Here is a 19,972-nt window from a genome sequence, read left to right on the forward strand (position 1 = left end):
TGCCACCACTATGTACTAATTGGTACATTGATGTGATGAAGACCTCGATCGCTACCGTCTCGGTGTCTGGCTCACTCGTCGAGAAACTGCACGCGTGCGCCGCAGCGGGCTTCGCCGGTGTGGAGATCTTCGAGCCCGATCTCATCGCCGCCGATCAGTCCCCTGAGGAGATTCGAGCCCTCGCACAAAGGCTTGGTCTGGCGCTGTACCTGTATCAGCCGCTGCGCGACATCGAAGGTGTCAGCGAGGCGAGATTCGCCGACAACCTGCGACGCGCGGACGCGACATTCGCCACCGCTGCGCGACTGGGTATCGACACGGTCCTCGTCTGCAGCAATGTCGCCACCGCGACCATCGACGACGACGCGGTGTCCGCCGATCAGCTCCGACGCGTCGGTGACCTCGCCGCCGCACACGGCCTGCGCATCGCCTTCGAGGCCCTCGCCTGGGGACGGTTCGTCGACGACTACCGACGTTCGTGGCGGATCGTCGAACTCGCCGACCATCCGGCAGTGGGTCTGTGCCTCGACAGTTTTCACGTGCTTTCCCGTGGGCACGACCCGTCGGAGATCCGAGCGATCCCGGGGGAGAAGATCTTCTTTCTCCAGCTCGCCGACGCCCCGGCGCTCTCCATGGACGTCTTGTCGTGGAGCAGGCACCATCGCTTGTTCCCTGGCGAGGGCGCATTCGATCTGGAGGGCTTCGTCGGTCATGTTCTGGCTGCCGGCTACACCGGCCCGTTGTCGTTGGAGGTGTTCAACGACACATTCCGGCAGACCGACCCGGTGCCGACGGCGGTACACGCGCATCGGTCACTGCTGTGGTTGCAGGACCGGCTCGACCTGATCGACATCCCCGACCCCAAGTCCCCGACAGGATTCGACTTTGTCGAGATCAAGGCCGAGGACACCCGTGAGGTCGAGGCCATGCTGCACCAGTTGGGCTTCGTCGGGCGCGGCCGACATCGGAGCAAACCGGTCACGTTGTGGACAGCAGGTCAGCCGCGAGTGGTTCTCAACGAGCAACAGGCGCGTGACGAGTCGCCGCACATCGCGGCCATCGGACTCCAGGTATCCGACCCGGACGCGGTGAGCAGGCGCTCCGCGATCCTCGGTGCACCCGCCGTCAACCGCCGCACACACGCGTCGGAGCACGCGTTCGGCACGACAATCGTGCCCGGCGGCACCGAGGTCTTCTGGACGGGAGCCACGCCCGACCAACCCGCTTGGGTCGACGAGTTCGACGACGGGCTGCCGACGACGCCCACGGCGATTCGCGCGATCGACCACGTCAATCTCACCCAGCAGTGGGAGACCGCCGACGACGCACGGCTATTCCTGATGAGCGTGTTCGGTCTCGACGCCGACGACCCGGTCGAAGTGCCGGGGCCACGCGGGCTGATCCGCAGCGAGGTGCTGCGTTCTGTCGACGGTGGCGTGCGGATTCCACTCAACGTCGCCCCGCACGTCCTCGACTCCGAGGCCATCGCGCAGCACGTCGCATTCGCGTGCGACGACGTGCTCGGACTCGCGCGTCGCGCGCACGAGGCAGGCCTGCAGTTCCTGCGCGTCCCGGACAACTACTACGACTACGTTCGTGGACGCTTCGGCATCGACGAGGAACTGCTCGCGCAGCTGCGTGAGCTGGGCGTGCTCTACGACCGCAGCTCCGATCCGGCGGGCGGGTACCTGCTGCACTTCTACACCCGCACGGTCGGCCGGGTCTTCTTCGAGTTCGTCCAGCGGTTCGACGGCTACGACGGGTACGCCATCGACAACGCACCCGTGCGACTCGCCGCGCAGCAGTAGCTCAGCAGCCCTCCGAGTAGCGTGAGTGGCATGCTCACAGCTCCGTTTCCCGATGAATTCGCGCGTCGTCGCGAGCGGTTTCGTGCACTGATCTCGACCGGCCCGGCGCCCGTCGACGCCTTCGTGGTCTCCGACCTCACCAACATTCGTTACCTGAGCGGGTTCACGGGCTCGAACGCCGCGCTGTCGATCTCCGCCGCGGGAAGCGACGGCGACCGGATCTGCACGGACGGGCGCTACCTGACGCAGGTCGCCGAACAGTCGGGCGACCTCGTCGCTATCATCGCGCGCAATTGCACCGATGAGCTCATCGGCGCCGCGATCGCCGCGGGTGCCTCGCGGGTCGGCTTCGAGTCGGATGTACTCACGGTTGCCGCACATGCCAATCTGACGGGCGGTCTCGGGCAGGGGAGTGAACTCGTCGGACGGACCGGACTCGTTGCCGAGTTGCGTGAGGTCAAAGACGACGCAGAGGTCGAACTGCTGCGGCGTGCGTGTGCCATCGGCGACGTCGCACTCGCCGAGATCATCTCCGACGGTGTGATCCGTGCCGGGGCCACCGAACGCGAGGTGGCACGTGCGCTCGAGAACGCGATGTTCCGCCACGGTGCCGACGAGATCTCCTTCGAGACCATCGTCGCGGCGGGTGCCAACTCGGCGATCCCGCACCACCGCCCGACGTCGACGGTCCTCGCAGACGGTGACTTCGTGAAGATCGACTTCGGGGCCGTCGCGGGCGGCTATCACTCGGACATGACCCGCACCTATGTGCTCGCGCGCGCAGCGGACTGGCAGCGCGAGATCTACGACCTGGTGTTGACGGCACAGACTGCGGGCCGTGAGGCGCTGAAAGCGGGCGCCGACCTCAGGTCGATCGACGCCGCGGCGCGGTCGATCATCGCCGACGCCGGCTACGGGGACCAGTACGTGCACGGCCTCGGCCACGGCGTCGGACTCGAGATCCACGAAGCGCCGGGCATCGGAAAACTGGCGACGGGTACACTACCTTCCGGCGCAGCGGTGACTGTGGAGCCCGGTGTCTACCTCCCCGGAAGAGGTGGCGTCCGGATCGAGGACACGCTCATCGTGACAGATGGCGAGCCCGACCTGCTGACCACCACCGACAAGACCTTCACCGTCATCTGACGGCCCGCGCACGCCGATGCGCAGGAGATGCACACATACCGACGTAGAAGATTGAGGAACTGATTCATGGCGACCACCGCCGATTTCAAGAATGGTCTCGTACTCCGCATGGACGATCAGCTTTGGCAGATCCTGGAGTTCCAGCACGTCAAGCCCGGCAAGGGACCCGCGTTCGTGCGTACCAAGATCAAGAACGTGCTCAGCGGTAAGACGGTCGACAAGACCTTCAACGCAGGCGTGAAGGTCGAGACCGCGACCGTCGATCGTCGCGACATGCAGTTCCTGTACAACGACGGCACCGACTACGTCTTCATGGACGCACAGGACTACGAGCAGTACCCGATCGCGCCGGAGACCGTCGGCGACGGCGCACGCTTCCTGCTCGAGAACATGACCGTCCAGGTCTCCCTCAACGAGGGTCAGCCGCTGTTCGTCGAGCTCCCGGTCACGGTCGAGCTCGTCGTCACGCACACCGACCCGGGTCTGCAGGGTGATCGGTCGACCGGCGGCACCAAGCCCGCAACGGTCGAGACCGGCACCGAGATCCAGGTGCCGCTGTTCATCAACACCGGCGACAAGCTGAAGGTCGACTCGCGCGACGGCAGCTACCTCGGCCGCGTCAACAGCTGACCGCCCGGCTCCGTCAGCGAAGGTAGATCAGTGAAGCAACCCGGAACCCGGCACAAGGCCCGCCGCCGCGCGGTGGACCTGTTGTTCGAGGCTGAAGCCAAGCAGGTCAGCCCCGCGCAGCTCGTCGCGGAACGGCGCGAATTCGTGCGCGACGACGAGAGCGTCGGCGAGATCCACGACTACACCGCGACGGTCATCGAGGGGCTCGCCGACGACCAGGCACAGATCGATTCCGTCGTGGCGTCGCATCTGAAGGGCTGGACGCTCGAGCGGCTTCCCGCCGTCGACCGTGCGATTCTCCGTCTCGCGACGTGGGAGCTGTTCAACTCGACCGACGTCGATCCGATCGTGATCGTCGACGAGGCCGTCGAATTGGCCAAGGAACTGTCCACCGACGACTCACCCGCGTTCGTCAACGGTGTGTTGGCAAAGATCGCCGAGCTCGCCCCGCAGGTACGGGCGGCGCAGGCGGCCGGGTCCGACGGGCAGGGCTAGAACAGCCCTATGCCTACCGGCGTGTAAAGTATTCGGCGACAGACATCCTTTAACGATCCGTCCCGTGAGGCGGAGAAGGAGGTCCATACATGGGCGAACGTGTTCTGCTCGACGCCGCGGATGTGTCCCGCACCATCGCGCGCGTCGCGCACCAGGTCATCGAGAAGACGGCTCTGGGCTCACCCGATGCACCCCGCGTGGTAATCATCGGAATCCCGACGCGTGGAACAACTCTCGCCGATCGGCTGGCCGCGAGGATCAAAGAGTTCTCCGGCGTCGACGTTCCCGTCGGATACCTCGACATCACGCTCTATCGTGATGATCTCCGTGCCAAGCCGCACCGCCCCCTCGAACGCACGATGGTGCCCGCCGGTGGCGTCGACAACGCCGTCGTCGTCCTCGTCGACGACGTGCTCTACTCGGGCCGAACCGTCCGCGCGGCACTCGACGCGCTCCGCGACCTCGGCCGTCCGGCGGCAGTCCAGCTCGCTGTCCTCGTCGACCGTGGGCACCGCGAACTACCGCTACGCGCCGACTACGTCGGAAAGAACATCCCCACCTCGCGCGACGAGACCGTGTCGGTACACCTGACCGAGCACGACGGCGTCGACGAGGTCGTGCTCGGCTCGAAGGGGTCGAGCGACGAGCAGGCGGATCAGTGATGCGCCACCTACTCTCGACTGCCGACCTGACCCGCGACGACGCCACCGATCTTCTCGACGAGGCCGAGCGCTTTGAACAGGCGCTGACCGGCCGCGAGATCCGCAAACTCCCGACGCTGCGCGGACGCACCGTCATGACCGTGTTCTACGAGAACTCCACCCGCACAAGGGTTTCTTTCGAGGTCGCGGGCAAGTGGATGAGCGCCGACGTCATCAACGTGAGCGCGTCGAGCTCGTCGGTCAACAAGGGCGAATCGCTGCGCGACACCGCGAAGACGCTGCGGGCTGCGGGAGCCGATGCGCTCATCGTGCGGCATCCCGCGTCGGGCGCGGCACATCAGATCGCCGCCTGGACCTCCGGCGGATTCGGCCCGGACGGCCCGGATGCGGAGGGCACCGGACCCGCGGTGATCAACGCGGGTGACGGCACCCATGAGCATCCGACGCGGGCGCTGCTCGACGCCCTCACGCTTCGTCAGCGACTCGGCAGTATCGAGGGACGTCGGATTGCGATCGTCGGCGATGTGCTGCACTCGCGCGTCGCGCGGTCGAATGCGCATCTACTTTCCACCCTCGGCGCCGACGTCGTGTTGGTCGCGCCGCCGACGCTGCTTCCGGTGGGCGTCGACGAGTGGCCGGTCGAGACGTCGGGCAACCTCGACGCCGAACTACCGGGCGCCGACGCCGTGATGATGCTGCGGGTGCAGGCGGAGCGCATGAACGGTGGCTTCTTCCCGTCCGCACGCGAATACTCGGTGCGCTACGGGCTCAACGAGCGTCGGATGGGGTTGCTGTCCGACGACGCCGTCGTGCTGCATCCGGGTCCGATGCTGCGCGGCATGGAGATCGGCTACTCGGTGGCCGACTCGCCGCGCGCGACCATTCTCGAACAGGTGCGCAACGGCGTGCATGTCCGCATGGCGGTGCTCTTCCGGCTGCTCGCGGGCACAGAATCAGGAGGTGCGCTGTGACCGGCCCCAGCTCGGCAGCAGGATCGGTTGCCACGGGATCGGTGCTGATCCGCTCGGTCCGCCCGTACGGCGAGGGCGACCCGGTCGACGTACTGGTCACCGACGGCGAGATCGCGGAGATCGGAACGTCGATCGACGCCCCGGACGACATCGAGGTCGTCGACGGTGCCGGCGCGATCGTGCTTCCCGGCTTCGTCGACATGCACACGCATCTGCGCGAACCCGGCCGCGAAGACACCGAGACGATCCGAAGTGGTTCTGCCGCAGCGGCTCTCGGCGGATACACGGCCGTGTTCGCGATGGCCAACACCGCACCCGTCGCCGATAACTCGACGGTGACCGACAACGTCTGGCGTTCCGGACGCGAAGTCGGACTCGTCGACGTCTACCCGGTCGGGGCTGTCACCGTCGGACTCGAGGGCAAGCAACTCGCCGAGATGGGCATGATGGCGTCGGGGGCCGCGGGCGTCCGGATGTTCAGTGACGACGGAAAATGCGTCTCCGACCCGCTGCTCATGCGTAGGGCACTCGAATACGCCAAGGGGCTCGGCGTGCTCATCGCGCAGCACGCAGAAGAGCCGCGTCTGACGGTCGGGGCCGTCGCGCATGAGGGTCCTACAGCGGCACGGCTCGGACTCGCGGGCTGGCCCCGCGCGGCCGAGGAGTCGATCGTCGTCCGCGACGCACTGCTGGCTCGCGACGCCGGGGCGCGGGTGCATATCTGCCACGCGTCGACCGAGGGCACCGTCGCACTGCTGCGCTGGGCAAAGGAGCAGGGAATCGCCGTGACCGCAGAGGTCACCCCGCATCACCTGCTGCTCGACGACTCGCGGCTGCAGACCTACGACGCCATCAACAAGGTGAATCCGCCGCTGCGTGAGGAGCGCGACAAGGTGGCGCTGCGTCAGGCGCTGGCCGACGGGATCGTCGACTGCGTGGCGACCGATCACGCGCCGCACGCCGCGCAGGAGAAGTGCTGCGAGTTCGCGCAGGCCAAGCCCGGAATGCTCGGCTTACAGACCGCGCTCCCGATCATCGTCGAGACCATGGTCGCTCCGGGTCTGCTCGACTGGCGTGGCGTCGCCCGCGTCATGAGCGAACGCCCCGCGCAGATCGTCGGGCTCACCGATCAGGGCCGCCCGATCGCCGTCGGAGAACCCGCGAATCTGACGCTGGTCGATCCGGAGACGTCGTGGGTGGTGCACGGGCGCGAGCTCGCGAGCCTTTCCGACAACACCCCCTACGAGTCGATGTCGATGCCCGCGACCGTGGTGGCGACGCTGCTGCGCGGCGTGGTCACGGCACGCGACGGCGAGGTGACACGGTGAGTGCGTCGGAGATCATCATCGTGATCGTCGTCGTGCTGGTGTGGCTCGGACTCATCTCGCTGGTCCTGCGCGGATGGCGTAACCGGGGTCGTCGCCAGGCGGAGTTGATCGGCGAGATGCCCGTTGCCCCAACCGAACTCGGCGAGCCGCAGCTCGGCCCCGACTCCGGTGTGTACGTCGGCTCGACGCTCGCGCCGAGTTGGCAGAACCGAGTGGCAGTCGGCGACGTCGGCGATCGCGCCACCGCGACCATCTCGGCCTACCCCGACGGTGTGCTGCTCGAACGGCGTGGGGCCAGCGACATCTGGATTCCGCGCTCGTCGATCACCGCCGTCCGTACCGAGCGAGGGCTCGCGGGCAAGGTCATGACGGCCGACGGACTGCTGGTGATCCGCTGGGTGCTGCCCACCGGAACCGAGATCGATTCAGGAATGCGCGCGGACGACAAGACCGTCTACCCGGGATGGGTGGCCGCATTCGACACACAGCCCGATACAGAACAGAGGAAAGACCAATGACCGCAGCGGTTCTGGTGCTCGAAAACGGCCAGGTGTTCCGCGGCCGGGAATACGGCGCCGTCGGCGAGACGCTCGGCGAAGCGGTGTTCTGCACCGCGATGACCGGCTACCAGGAGACACTGACCGACCCCAGCTACCACCGACAGATCGTCGTCGCCACCGCTCCGCAGATCGGTAACACCGGTTGGAACAACGAGGACGGCGAATCGACCGGCAGTGCGGGCAGCGAGGGCGAGGTCGGCGACTCGGGCAAGATCTGGGTCGCCGGGTACGCGGTGCGCAATCCCACACGGCGCGTGTCGAATTGGCGCGCGACAACGTCCCTGGAGGACGAACTCGAGCGCCAGGGCATCGTCGGCATCTCGGGTATCGACACGCGGACCGTCGTGCGCGTGCTGCGCGACCACGGATCGATGCGAGCCGGGGTCTTCTCCGGTGGTGCGCTCGCCGACGACGACGAACTCATCGCCCGGGTGCGCAGCCAGCCGTCGATGAAGGGCGCGAACCTCGCGGGTGAGGTCAGCACCGACACCGGTTACCTCGTCGAACCGGCTTCCGACCCACGATTCACCGTCGCCGCAATCGATCTCGGCATCAAGACCAACACCCCGCGCATGTTCGCCGAGCGCGGCGTCGCCGTGCACGTGCTGCCCGCGGACGCCGGCTTCGACGCGATCGCCGAGTTGAAGCCCGACGGCGTGTTCCTGTCGAACGGTCCGGGCGACCCGGCGACCGCCGACGATGCCGTCGAGTTGACCCGGCGGGTCCTCGGCGCCGATCTGCCGCTGTTCGGCATCTGCTTCGGTAACCAGATCCTCGGCCGCGCGTTTGGCCGGAACACCTACAAGATGAAGTTCGGTCACCGCGGCATCAACATCCCGGTGATCGACGCGGCGACCGGCAAGGTGTCGATCACCGCACAGAATCACGGCTTCGCGCTCGAGGGCGAAGCGGGCGAAGAATTCGACACCGACTTCGGCCGTGCCCGCGTCAGCCACGTGTGCGCCAATGACGGAACCGTCGAGGGCGTCGAATTGCTCTCCGGCCGAGCGTTTTCGGTCCAATACCACCCAGAAGCGGCGGCCGGCCCACACGACGCCGCCTATCTGTTCGACAGATTCGTCTCCCTGCTGGAGGCAGATCGCGCACACGGAACGAGGTCCTAATGCCGCGCCGCGACGACATCAATCACGTCCTGGTGATCGGCTCCGGCCCGATCGTCATCGGACAGGCCTGCGAGTTCGACTACTCGGGCACCCAGGCATGCCGCGTGCTCAAGGCCGAGGGTCTGCGCGTGAGCCTGGTCAACTCGAACCCGGCGACGATCATGACCGATCCGGAGTTCGCCGACGCCACCTACATCGAGCCGATCACGGCCGAGTATGTCGAGAAGGTCATCGAGGCCGAGCGTGACTCCGGTCATCCGATTGACGCGGTGCTCGCCACCCTCGGCGGGCAGACCGCGCTGAACACCGCTGTGGCCCTGCATGATCGGGGGTCTCTCGAGAAGTACGACATCGAACTCATCGGTGCCGACTTCGACGCCATCCAGCGTGGCGAGGACAGGCAGATGTTCAAGGACATCGTCGCCAAGGTCGGGGGCGAGAGCGCGCGGTCGCGCGTCTGCCACACCATGGAAGAAGTGCGCGAGACCGTCGCCGACCTCGGGTATCCCGTGGTCGTGCGCCCGTCGTTCACGATGGGTGGCCTCGGTTCGGGTATGGCCTACAACGAAGACGACCTCGACCGCATCGCAGGTGGAGGCCTCGCGGCGTCGCCGACCGCCAACGTGCTCATCGAGGAGTCGATCCTCGGGTGGAAGGAATACGAGCTCGAGCTGATGCGCGACAACCGCGACAACGTGGTCGTCGTGTGTTCGATCGAGAACGTCGACCCGGTCGGAGTGCACACCGGCGATTCGATCACCGTCGCACCGGCGATGACCCTGACCGACCGTGAATACCAGAAGATGCGCGATCTCTCGATCGACATTCTGCGTGAGGTCGGCGTCGACACCGGCGGCTGCAACATCCAGTTCGCGCAGGACCCGCGCGACGGACGGCTCATCGTCATCGAGATGAATCCTCGGGTGTCCCGCTCGTCGGCATTGGCTTCCAAGGCAACGGGTTTCCCGATCGCGAAGATCGCCGCGAAGCTCGCCATCGGCTACAGCCTCGACGAGATCACCAACGACATCACGAAAGAGACCCCGGCCTGCTTCGAGCCGACGCTCGACTACGTCGTGGTCAAGGCGCCGCGCTTCGCGTTCGAGAAGTTCCCCGGCGCCGACGACACGCTGACCACCACGATGAAGTCGGTGGGCGAGGCGATGAGCCTCGGCCGCAGCTTCGCCGAGGCATTCGGCAAGGTGATGCGTTCGCTCGAGACCAAGGCGGCCGGATTCTGGACCGAGCCGAACCGGCCCGATCCGGCGACCGTCGACCTCGACGCCCTGCTGGAGGAGATCGCGACCCCCAAGGACGGTCGCATCTACAAGGTGATGCTCGCGTTCGACGCCGGAGCCACGATCGAGCAGGTCTACGACGCCACTGCCATCGACCCGTGGTTCCTCGCCGAGATCGCGGGGATCGGAGCGCTCGGCGCGCAGATCCGCGACGCCGACGAGCTCACCGAGGATCTGCTCCGCGATGCGAAGTCGAATGGCTTCTCCGATCGTCAGATCGCCGCTCTGCGTGACGATGTCGCCGACGAGAATGCCGTTCGCGCCCGTCGCCACGAGCTCGGCGTCCGGCCCGTCTACAAGACCGTCGACACCTGTGCCGCCGAGTTCGAGGCGAAGACGCCCTACCACTACTCGACCTACGAGCTCGATCCCGCGGCGACCAGCGAGATCGCTCCGCAGACCGAGCGGCCCAAGGTGCTGATCCTCGGTTCGGGCCCCAACCGCATCGGCCAGGGCATCGAGTTCGACTACTCGTGTGTGCACGCGGCGCTGACCCTGTCGGAGGCCGGCTACGAGACGGTCATGGTCAACTGCAATCCGGAGACGGTCTCGACCGACTACGACACCGCCGACCGCCTCTACTTCGAGCCGCTGACCTTCGAGGATGTGCTCGAGGTGTACCACGCGGAGTCGCAGTCGGGCACCGTCGCGGGAGTGATCGTCCAGCTCGGTGGGCAGACACCGCTCGGACTCGCCGACCGTCTCGAGGCGGCCGGGGTACCGATCGTCGGAACCAGCCCTGCGGCAATCGATCTCGCGGAGGATCGCGGTGAGTTCGGCAAGGTGCTCACCGCAGCCGGACTGCCCGCGCCAGCGTTCGGCACGGCCACCTCGTTCGAGGAGGCACGCGATACCGCCGCCCGGATCGGCTATCCGGTGCTGGTGCGCCCGTCCTACGTGCTCGGCGGTCGCGGCATGGAGATCGTGTACGACGAGGCATCGCTCGCCGACTACATCTCGCGCGCAACAGAATTGACGCCCGACCATCCGGTGCTCGTCGACCGCTTCCTCGAAGACGCGGTCGAGATCGACGTCGACGCCCTGTGCGACGGCACCGAGGTGTACATCGGTGGCGTCATGGAGCACATCGAAGAGGCCGGCATCCACTCCGGCGATTCGGCGTGCGCACTGCCGCCGATCACGCTCGGCCGATCGGATCTCGAGATGGTCCGACGCTCCACCGAGGCATTGGCCAAGGGCATCGGCGTGCGTGGACTCATGAACGTGCAGTACGCGCTCAAGGACGACATCCTGTATGTCCTGGAAGCGAATCCGCGTGCAAGCCGCACCGTGCCGTTCGTGTCGAAGGCGACGTCCGTCCCGCTCGCAAAGGCGTGCGCGCGCGTCATGCTCGGCGAAACCATCGCCGAACTGCGTGAGCAGGAACTGCTGCCCGCCACGGGAGACGGCGGCACCGCGCCGATCGACGCTCCCATCGCGGTCAAGGAAGCAGTGTTGCCGTTCAACCGCTTCCGCCGCTTCGACGGCACGGGAGTCGACGCGCTGCTGAGCCCGGAGATGAAGTCGACGGGCGAGGTCATGGGAATCGACGCCGATTTCGGGCGGGCCTTTGCCAAGTCGCAGACCGCGGCACACGGCTCACTGCCCACGCAGGGCGCCGTCTTCGTGTCGGTGGCCAACAAGGACAAGCGCGCGCTGCTGTTCCCGGTCAAACACCTCGCCGACCTCGGGTTCACCATCCTGGCCACCGAGGGCACCGCAGAGGTTTTGCGACGCAACGGAATCGTCGCGACGACGGTGCCCAAGCACTTCGAGGCCAAGCCGGGGGAGCGCACGATCGTCGACGCGATTCTCGCCGGTGAGGTCGCGATGGTGATCAACACGCCCTACGGCCAGTCGGGGCCGCGCGTCGACGGCTACGAGATCCGCAGTGCCGCCGTCACCGCCGGAATCCCGTGCATCACCACCGTGCAGGGAGCCAGCGCCGCGGTGCAGGGCATCGAGGCCGCGATGCGAAAAGAGATAGGCGTCGAATCGCTGCAGCGTCGGCACGCGACGCTGGTCAACGAGGGGTGATGAGTGTGACACGTTCGGACACAACAGGTTTCGCGGTTCACTACCGATCTGCTGTTGCCGAACGTGGCAGGCTGTGCGCCGGGATCGATCCCCACGTCGAGTTACTCGAGCAGTGGGGGTTGCCCGTCGACACCACTGGGCTGCGGCAGTTCGCCGACGTCTGCGTCGACGCGCTCGGCCCGGTCGCAGCCGTGATCAAACCGCAGGTGGCGTTCTTCGAGGCGTTCGGCGCAGCGGGATTCGCGGTGTTGGAGTCTGTCATCGCGGGGTGCCGCGCGGCGGGTGCCGTCGTACTCGCCGATGCCAAACGCGGCGACATCGGCTCGACGATGCAGGCGTACGCCCACGCGTGGCTCGACGAACGGTCACCACTGTGCGCCGACGCCGTCACCGTCTCGCCGTATCTGGGATTCGGCTCACTGTCGCCTGCGATCGACACCGCGCGGCACGGGGGGCGCGGAGTCTTCGTGCTCGCACGCACATCCAACCCCGAGGGGGCAGGAGTGCAACTCGCCACGACGGGCGACCGGGCAGTCGGACAGACGATCGTCGACGACGCCGCTGAACAGAACGCTGACGGATCGGCGACGGTCGGGCTTGTCGTCGGAGCGACCCGTGCGCACGGGCTCGATCTGAGCGCACTGAACGGCCCCATCCTGGCTCCCGGTCTCGGGGCGCAGGGTGCGACGGCCGCCGACCTCCCCGAGGTCTTCTCCGGCGCCGACCCGGCCTGGGTGCTGCCCGCGAGTTCCCGCGGAGTGCTGCGCGTCGGTCCCGATGTCGCTGCGCTGCGGACGGCGTTCGCGCTTGCTCGCGACGAGGTAGAGGCCGCTCTGCGCTGATCGTCGGACGTTCCGAGGACTCCGACGACGAAACGCCCGCCCGACACTGTCTGTGCCGGACGGGCGCCTGCTTGTTCCTATCACCACAGGTCGTAGACGGCGTTCGCGTTGGGGAATCCGCTCGCGACCGAGGCATTGACGAAGTAGTGACCACCGGTGGTGCCGGTCATGTTGGTGTTCACAGCGCCGCGGACGTTCTCCAGCTCGTAGATCGCACGCGGGCCGAAGGCACCGACCTGGTAGTTGACGAACACCGTCTCCGACGGTGCGTTCGGTGCGCTCGCGGTGACGACCTCGCTGGCCCCCGGGGCCAGGGCGAACTGAGGTGCGTTGATCCACTGACCGGAGCCAGGCGTACCGCCCGCGTAGAACTCGGTGTGATTGGTGTGGTTGGTGATGGTCATGGCGACGGTCGGCTCTCCCGGGTGGTTCACCGGCAAGGTGCCCGCGTGTGCAGCGCCGACTCCGGCGGCAGCCAGCGTGCCGGCGATGCCGAGTCCTGCGACAACCGCCGCGGTGCGGATCGCGAAGGTCTTCCGGTGACGCGGCTTGGTCTGCTCGGTGCTTGCGGTGTTGGCGGTCTCGGTGCTTGCGGCGGCGGTGTTGGTCTCGGGGGTGGTGGTGTTGGCGTTCATGGTGTTTCTCCTTGCGACGGGGCCGCGTCCTTGGGGGGCGTGGTCGCTGTTTCTGACACCAATGACTTTGCCGCTCAGAAGCCCTTCGCAACCTCCGCCGACGGGCTGATCAGCAGGATGATCAGCGCATCCCCCGATCGGTGGATGTGGGCGTCAGCACAGGGGAGCGTCGAGGACGCGGCCGCGCGACACGCTCAAGCTGTGCATCAATTCGCGGAGTTTGTCGGTCGCAACTGCTGTCACAGCAGTACCAGGCGAGATTCGATGAGCATCGACGACGTCGAGGCGTCCGAGACACACGTGTCGCGGAGTCGACTCTGTGACCTGCGGTTTTGTGTGGATTCGTGGTCTGTCACAGCGAACGCGTAGGCTCTGCCGAGTCGTCGGTGAGCAGGGAGTTTCCCAACCCTCTACATCACCGAGGCCGACCGAAAACGCGGGGGTGCCTCTCGCAAATGCCTGTTCAGATGGGTACGGTCGCTTTCGCTGCAGTCATTCGACGTGATGGCGCCCCTGATCGGGCGAGTACACGTCGAGACACGCGGCCACACGCCACCGGAGCCTGCCCCGGGCGCCGGTGTAGTCAGTTCTAGAACGAAAGACGGAGGAACCCGTGGCGCTTCCCCAGTTGACAGACGAGCAGCGCGCCGCTGCGTTGGAGAAGGCAGCTGCCGCTCGCCGAGTACGCGCCGAGCTCAAGGAGCGTCTCAAGCGCGGCGGCACCGATCTCACGCAGGTGCTCAAGGATGCCGAGACCGATGAGATCCTCGGCAAGATGAAGGTCTCGGCTCTGCTCGAGGCGTTGCCGAAGGTTGGCAAGGTCAAGGCGCAGGAAATCATGACCGAACTCGAGATCGCCCCGACGCGCCGCCTGCGCGGCCTCGGCGATCGTCAGCGCGCGGCGCTGCTCGAGAAGTTCCCGTCCTGAGCGGGCAGAACACACACACGAGGGGCCGACTGGTTATTCTGGTCGGCCCCTCGGCCGTGGGTAAGTCGACCGTCGTGAGGCGAGTCCGCGAGCTCGTGCCCAACCTGTTCTTCAGCGTCTCCGCCACGACCCGCGCGCCGCGCCCGGGCGAGGTCGACGGGCGTGACTACTACTTCGTGTCCGACGCCGAGTTCGATCGCATGATCGCCGACGACGAATTCCTCGAGTGGGCAGAGATCCACGGCGGACTCCAGCGATCGGGCACGCCGGCGAAGCCTGTCGAAAACGCCCTCGCGACCGGTCAGCCGGTACTGTTGGAGATCGACCTGGCCGGTGCACGCAACGCGGTACGCCGACTTCCCGAGGCCATCACCGTCTTCCTCGCGCCGCCGAGTTGGGACGATCTCGTCGAACGACTCGCAGGTCGCGGCACCGAAACACCCGAGGCGGCGCAGCGTCGTCTCGAAACCGCCAGAACCGAAATGGACGCGCAGGGCGAGTTCGACCACGTGGTGGTCAACAACGAAGTCGACTCAGCCGCCCGCCAGTTGGTATCCTTGCTGGTTGGATCCGACAATACAAAGCAGGAGTTCGCGTGAGCACGCAGACCAATTTCGACACCCCCGAGATCGTCGACGCACCGTCGTACGACACCCCGCTCGGTATCACCAACCCTCCGATCGACGATCTCCTCGAGCGCGCGTCGTCGAAGTACGCCCTGGTGATCTACGCAGCCAAGCGCGCACGTCAGATCAACGACTACTACAACCAGCTCGGCGACGGCATCCTCGAGTACGTCGGCCCGCTGGTCGAGCCGGGTATACAGGAGAAGCCGCTGTCGATCGCCATGCGCGAGATCCACTCGGATCTGCTTCAGCACACCGAGGGCGAGTAGCACTCACAGGAGATGTCCACTCCGGACGCCAAGCGGCGCATTCTGGTCGGTGTCGGCGGCGGCATCGCCGCATACAAGGTGTGCTCGGTCATCCGACACTTCACCGAGGCCGGACACGAGGTGCGGGTCATCCCGACCCGTGCAGCTCTCGAGTTCGTCGGCAAGGCAACCCTGGAAGCACTGTCGGGTCATCCCGTCTCGACCGAGGTCTTCGACCACGTCGACGAAGTGCCGCACGTGCGATTGGGTCAGGCTGCCGACCTGGTGATCGTCGCACCGGCCACAGCAGACCTGATGGCCCGTGCCGCGATGGGACGGGCCGACGACCTCCTCACCGCGTCGCTACTGACGGTCATCTGTCCGGTGATGTTCGTCCCCGCCATGCACACGGAGATGTGGGAGCACCCCGCAACGCAGGCCAACGTCGCCACGTTGCGTGAGCGCGGCGCCACTGTCGTGACGCCGGCGTCCGGTCGGCTGACCGGTCGCGATACCGGCGCTGGGCGCCTCCCCGAGCCGCAGGAGATCGCACTGCTCGGCGAGTTGCTGCTCGACCGCTCCGACGCGCTGCCCTACGACCTCGCGGGTGCGCGCATCGTGATCAGCGCGGGAGGCACCCGTGAGCCGCTCGACCCCGTGCGCTACCTCGGCAACCGCAGTTCCGGTAAACAGGGCTTCGCACTCGCACGCGCCGCGGCACAGCGTGGCGCTCATGTCACCGTCGTCGCGGGCTCGACCAATGAGGCAGGCGAGCCGGCAGGCGTCCAGGTCGTCCATATCGAGGACGCGCGCCAACTCGCCGACGAGATGACCAAGCGTGCCGCAGACGCCGACGCGGTGATCATGGCCGCTGCTGTCGCCGACTTCCGTCCGGTCACCGTCAACGACACCAAGATCAAGAAGAACGACGATGGCCCCGCACCCATCGAGCTGACGACCAATCCGGACATCCTGCGTGGACTCGTGCAGTCCAGGGAGTCCGGTGCCATCCCGTCCGAGGTCGTGATCGTCGGCTTCGCCGCGGAGACGGGCGACGACCAGGGTGGTGTGCTCGACCACGGCCGCGCGAAGCTGCGTCGGAAAGGCTGCGACCTGCTCGTCGTGAACGCGGTCGGCGACGGCAAGGCGTTCGGCACCGAGGACAATACGGGCTGGTTGCTCGCGGCGAACGGCAACGAGACGTCGCTTCCCTACGGTTCGAAAACACTCATGGCGAGCCGAATACTTGACGAAGTTCGCGCTTTGCTGCCTGATTAGGTTCGCCCTCCACCTCGTCAATCGAATGTCGGGGCGAGTGTGTAGGTTTGTAATCCACGAGACCACCAACGGCGACCATTCGAGTTTGCCGTGTGCTCCCACTGGGGGACACGAGTTTGAGAGGATCAGATGACCAGCTCTGCGTCACGCCTGTTCACCAGTGAGTCGGTCACGGAGGGCCATCCGGACAAGATCTGCGACGCGATCAGCGATTCGGTCCTCGACGCCATCCTCGCCGACGACCCGAAGGCGCGCGTGGCCGTCGAGACCCTCGTCACCACCGGGCAGGTACATGTGGCCGGAGAAGTCACGACGACCGCCTACGTCGACATCCCCGGCATCGTCCGCAGCAAGATTCTCGAGATCGGCTACGACTCGTCGACCAAAGGCTTCGACGGTGCGTCGTGCGGTGTGAACGTGGCGATCGGTGCGCAGTCACCCGATATCGCGGGTGGTGTCTTCAACTCGCACGAGAGCCGCAGCGGCATCTCCGAGGACGAGATCGACGCGCAGGGCGCGGGCGACCAGGGACTCATGTTCGGGTACGCCACCGACGAGACCCCCGAGCTGATGCCGGTTCCGATCGCGCTCGCTCATCGGTTGTCACGTCGGCTGACCGAGGTCCGTAAGAACGGCACGCTGCCGTACTTGCGCCCCGACGGAAAGACCCAGGTCACCATTGAATACGACGGCGACAAGCCGGTCCGACTCGACACGGTCGTCGTCTCGACGCAGCACGCAGCCGATATCGACCTCGAGAAGATGCTGACCCCTGACATCAAGTCGCAGGTGATCGATCCGGTCCTCGCCGAGCTGGATCTGCCCGGCTTCACCACCGAGGGCTACCGACTGCTGGTCAACCCCACGGGCAAGTTCGTACTCGGCGGTCCGATGGGCGACGCAGGCCTGACCGGACGCAAGATCATCGTCGACACCTACGGCGGCATGGCTCGCCACGGCGGCGGTGCCTTCTCGGGTAAGGATCCGTCCAAGGTTGACCGCAGCGCGGCGTACGCGATGCGCTGGGTCGCCAAGAACGCTGTCGCCGCCGGTCTGGCCAGCCGCATCGAGGTGCAGGTCGCCTACGCCATCGGCAAGGCAGCTCCCGTCGGACTCTTCGTCGAGACCTTCGGCACCGAGAAAACCGATCCCGAGGTCATCCGCAAGGCGATCTCCGAGACGTTCGATCTGCGCCCGCTCGCGATCATCCGCGATCTCGACCTGCTGCGTCCCATCTACGGCCCGACCGCGGCCTACGGCCACTTCGGGCGCACCGATCTGGACCTGCCCTGGGAGAACACCGACCGGGCCGACAAGCTGCGCTCGGCAGCGGGTCTCTAAGACATAAGCCGCAGTTCTGCAGAAAGAACGTGCAGCGTCGAAGCCGGTCGCGAAGGTCCTGCCCATGCTCGGGCTGGCCCATCTCGACCGGCCTTTCGATTATCTGATCGACGCCGAGCAAGATTCCGATGCCGTCCCGGGAGTCCGCGTGCGGGTTCGGTTCTCTGGCCGACTCGTCGACGGCTTTCTTCTCGACCGCGTCGAGGAATCCGAGCATCCCGGCAAGCTGGGGTGGCTCGAACGGATCGTCTCGCCCGAGCCGGTGCTCTCGCCCGAGATGATGCTCGTCTGTCGTGCGGTGGCCGAGCGCTACGCGGGCACGATGTCCGACGTGATCCGACTCGCGGTGCCGCCACGACACGCGCGCACCGAAAAGGAGGAGACGCCTGCGCCGACGTCGGACGTCGTCGTTCCCGAACGTGACGGGTGGCGTGCGTATCTCAACGCCGACTCGTTCCTCGACTCGCTCGCCGAAGGTGCTCCGCGGGCGTTGTGGCAGGCGACGCCGGGGGAGGACTGGCCGGCACGACTCGCCGAACTCGCGGCGCACGTCGCCGCGGCGGGGCGCGGTGTGGTCGTCGTAGTACCCGATCAACGTGACCTCGACAGATTGTCGGCAGCATGTGAGCCGCTGCTCGGCGACCGGTGCGTCACGCTCGCCGCAGGACTTGGCCCGACCGCCAGGTATCGGCGATGGTTGGCGGTGCGTCGAGGCGCGGCCGACGTCGTACTCGGTACCCGCAGTGCGGTGTTCGCGCCCGTGCACGACCTGGGGCTGATGGTCATCTGGGACGATGGCGACGACAGCCTCGATGAGCCGCGAGCGCCGTATCCGCACCCACGCGAGGTCGCGGTGTTGAGGGCGCACATCGAGCGCGCCGGACTCGTGATCGGTGGTTTCGCACGAACCGCCGAGGCACAGGTGCTCGCCGAGGCCGGCTGGGCCCACGACCTCGTTGCCGCGCGAACGACGGTCCGCGACCGCAGCCCCAGGATCGACGCGATCAGCGACGAGGATGCGCGCGTGGCACGTGATCCGTTGGCGCACAGCGCACGCATACCCGAGGTGGCGTTCGACGCCGCGCGGAAAGCCATCGCCGCCGACGCCCCGGTCCTGTTCAGCGTGCCTCGGCGCGGATACATCCCGTCGCTCGCGTGCGCGCGATGTCGTACCCACGTGCGCTGTAGGTCGTGTCACGGGCCGGTGCAGATGGGCGCCGACCAGCAGCTCACCTGCCGATGGTGTGGCCGGATCGAGCTGCGCTTTCGCTGCGTCGACTGTGGCGGTATGCAGGTCAGGGCGCTCACGACGGGCGCACGCCGTACTGCCGAGGAGTTGGGACGTGCCTTTGCGGGTGTCCCGGTGCTCACCAGTGGCGGCTCGTCGATCCACGACCGAGTCGACGGTGGGGCGCGCGTCGTCGTGTCGACGCCGGGTGCAGAACCAATTGCCGACGGCGGTTACGGAGCGGCGATCGTCCTCGACACGTGGGCCCAGCTCGACCGCTTCGACCTGCGCGTCGACGAGAACGCGGTGCGCCGCTGGATGGCGATCGGTGCGCTGATCCGTGCGCGCCACGACGGCGGTGCGATGGTGATCGTCGCCGACGCGTCGCTGAGCCCGGTGCAAGCGGTCATCCGGTGGGATCCGGTGGGTTTCGCCGCGCACGAACTCGGCAATCGGGTCGAGTTGGGTTTTCCGCCCGCGGTGACGATGGCCTCGATCGACGGCGACACCGCGTCGATCAACGCGTTCACCGATCTGATCGAATTGCCTTCTGGTGCAGACGTTCTCGGTCCGGTGCCACTGCCACCGGGCGTCCGTCCCCCCGCTGGTGTTCCCGACGGCGCCGAGATCGAACGCATTCTGGTGCGCACCGACCGCCGACACGGGCGAGAGCTGACGGCGGCGCTGACCGAGGCGCAGGTGCGCCGCAACACACATCACGAGACCGGGCCGATCCGTGTGCAGGTCGATCCACCTACCATCGGATGAGCGCAATGTCTGCGCCCAA

Annotated in this window: 18 protein-coding genes; 17 read left to right on the forward strand and 1 reads right to left on the reverse strand. The window is 66.7% G+C overall.

Features of this window, described 5'->3' with window-relative positions:
• Window positions 1-35: 35 nt before the first annotated feature.
• The 11 genes from B3T59_RS13730 to pyrF all read left to right on the forward strand — a co-directional run bounded on the left by B3T59_RS13730 (window position 36) and on the right by pyrF (window position 12,901).
• On the forward strand, window positions 36-1,808 hold the full coding sequence (locus B3T59_RS13730) for a bifunctional sugar phosphate isomerase/epimerase/4-hydroxyphenylpyruvate dioxygenase family protein (RefSeq protein WP_064904198.1): 1,773 nt from the start codon (window positions 36-38) through the stop codon (window positions 1,806-1,808).
• A gap of 30 nt (window positions 1,809-1,838) precedes the next feature.
• Entirely contained in the window at window positions 1,839-2,954 is a 1,116-nt protein-coding gene (locus B3T59_RS13735) for a M24 family metallopeptidase (protein ID WP_039854482.1), read from the forward strand.
• A gap of 66 nt (window positions 2,955-3,020) precedes the next feature.
• Window positions 3,021-3,584 carry an elongation factor P gene (efp, locus tag B3T59_RS13740; RefSeq protein WP_005173212.1) on the forward strand — a complete coding sequence of 188 codons (564 nt, stop codon included), beginning with the start codon at window positions 3,021-3,023 and terminating at the stop codon, window positions 3,582-3,584.
• Window positions 3,585-3,614: 30 nt separating this feature from the next.
• Window positions 3,615-4,079 carry a transcription antitermination factor NusB gene (nusB, locus tag B3T59_RS13745; protein WP_005202675.1) on the forward strand — a complete coding sequence of 155 codons (465 nt, stop codon included), beginning with the start codon at window positions 3,615-3,617 and terminating at the stop codon, window positions 4,077-4,079.
• 89 nt (window positions 4,080-4,168) lie between these two features.
• Window positions 4,169-4,741, forward strand: a complete 573-nt coding sequence (gene pyrR / locus B3T59_RS13750) for a bifunctional pyr operon transcriptional regulator/uracil phosphoribosyltransferase PyrR (RefSeq protein ID WP_005202678.1) — start codon at window positions 4,169-4,171, stop codon at window positions 4,739-4,741.
• Window positions 4,741-5,712, forward strand: a complete 972-nt coding sequence (locus tag B3T59_RS13755) for an aspartate carbamoyltransferase catalytic subunit (protein ID WP_287003829.1) — start codon at window positions 4,741-4,743, stop codon at window positions 5,710-5,712. The genes pyrR and B3T59_RS13755 overlap by 1 nt, the downstream gene beginning before the upstream one ends.
• Window positions 5,709-7,040 (forward strand): dihydroorotase, encoded by a 1,332-nt coding sequence (locus tag B3T59_RS13760; protein ID WP_064870785.1) that lies wholly within the window; start codon window positions 5,709-5,711, stop codon window positions 7,038-7,040. Before B3T59_RS13755 ends, B3T59_RS13760 begins: the two co-directional genes overlap by 4 nt.
• Window positions 7,037-7,558: a hypothetical protein gene (locus tag B3T59_RS13765; protein ID WP_039854484.1), complete on the forward strand. Its 522-nt coding sequence runs from the start codon at window positions 7,037-7,039 to the stop codon at window positions 7,556-7,558. Before B3T59_RS13760 ends, B3T59_RS13765 begins: the two co-directional genes overlap by 4 nt.
• Window positions 7,555-8,724, forward strand: coding sequence for a glutamine-hydrolyzing carbamoyl-phosphate synthase small subunit (carA, locus tag B3T59_RS13770; RefSeq protein WP_005202688.1), 1,170 nt, complete (start codon window positions 7,555-7,557; stop codon window positions 8,722-8,724). Before B3T59_RS13765 ends, carA begins: the two co-directional genes overlap by 4 nt.
• The gene (carB, locus tag B3T59_RS13775; protein WP_287003833.1) at window positions 8,724-12,059 is read left to right on the forward strand and encodes a carbamoyl-phosphate synthase large subunit; all 3,336 of its coding nucleotides are present in this window, start codon (window positions 8,724-8,726) and stop codon (window positions 12,057-12,059) included. The genes carA and carB overlap by 1 nt, the downstream gene beginning before the upstream one ends.
• Complete coding sequence (pyrF, locus tag B3T59_RS13780; RefSeq protein ID WP_287003835.1) at window positions 12,059-12,901, forward strand: orotidine-5'-phosphate decarboxylase; 843 nt, start codon at window positions 12,059-12,061, stop codon at window positions 12,899-12,901. Before carB ends, pyrF begins: the two co-directional genes overlap by 1 nt.
• 80 nt (window positions 12,902-12,981) lie before the next feature.
• Here pyrF and B3T59_RS13785 read toward each other — a convergent pair whose 3' ends face one another.
• Window positions 12,982-13,536 (reverse strand): hypothetical protein, encoded by a 555-nt coding sequence (locus B3T59_RS13785; RefSeq protein WP_005202691.1) that lies wholly within the window; start codon window positions 13,534-13,536, stop codon window positions 12,982-12,984.
• A 613-nt stretch (window positions 13,537-14,149) separates the two neighbouring features.
• On the opposite strand from B3T59_RS13785, the gene mihF reads away from it, so the two are divergent.
• From mihF to B3T59_RS13815, 6 genes are all read left to right on the forward strand, one after another.
• Window positions 14,150-14,464, forward strand: a complete 315-nt coding sequence (mihF, locus tag B3T59_RS13790; protein ID WP_064870783.1) for an integration host factor, actinobacterial type — start codon at window positions 14,150-14,152, stop codon at window positions 14,462-14,464.
• The gene (gmk, locus tag B3T59_RS13795; RefSeq protein ID WP_197494644.1) at window positions 14,461-15,063 is read left to right on the forward strand and encodes a guanylate kinase; all 603 of its coding nucleotides are present in this window, start codon (window positions 14,461-14,463) and stop codon (window positions 15,061-15,063) included. The genes mihF and gmk overlap by 4 nt, the downstream gene beginning before the upstream one ends.
• Entirely contained in the window at window positions 15,060-15,359 is a 300-nt protein-coding gene (gene rpoZ / locus B3T59_RS13800; RefSeq protein ID WP_287003837.1) for a DNA-directed RNA polymerase subunit omega, read from the forward strand. The genes gmk and rpoZ overlap by 4 nt, the downstream gene beginning before the upstream one ends.
• Window positions 15,360-15,371: 12 nt before the next feature.
• The gene (gene coaBC, locus B3T59_RS13805) at window positions 15,372-16,616 is read left to right on the forward strand and encodes a bifunctional phosphopantothenoylcysteine decarboxylase/phosphopantothenate--cysteine ligase CoaBC (RefSeq protein WP_287003839.1); all 1,245 of its coding nucleotides are present in this window, start codon (window positions 15,372-15,374) and stop codon (window positions 16,614-16,616) included.
• Window positions 16,617-16,745: 129 nt separating this feature from the next.
• Window positions 16,746-17,957 (forward strand): methionine adenosyltransferase, encoded by a 1,212-nt coding sequence (gene metK / locus B3T59_RS13810; RefSeq protein ID WP_287003840.1) that lies wholly within the window; start codon window positions 16,746-16,748, stop codon window positions 17,955-17,957.
• A 64-nt stretch (window positions 17,958-18,021) separates the two neighbouring features.
• Window positions 18,022-19,953, forward strand: a complete 1,932-nt coding sequence (locus B3T59_RS13815) for a primosomal protein N' (RefSeq protein ID WP_287003841.1) — start codon at window positions 18,022-18,024, stop codon at window positions 19,951-19,953.
• Window positions 19,954-19,972: the final 19 nt, after the last annotated feature.

Origin of the sequence: Gordonia sp. UBA7860, assembly GCF_002500165.1 — a bacterium.
Classification (GTDB): Bacteria; Actinomycetota; Actinomycetes; order Mycobacteriales; family Mycobacteriaceae; genus Gordonia; species Gordonia sputi.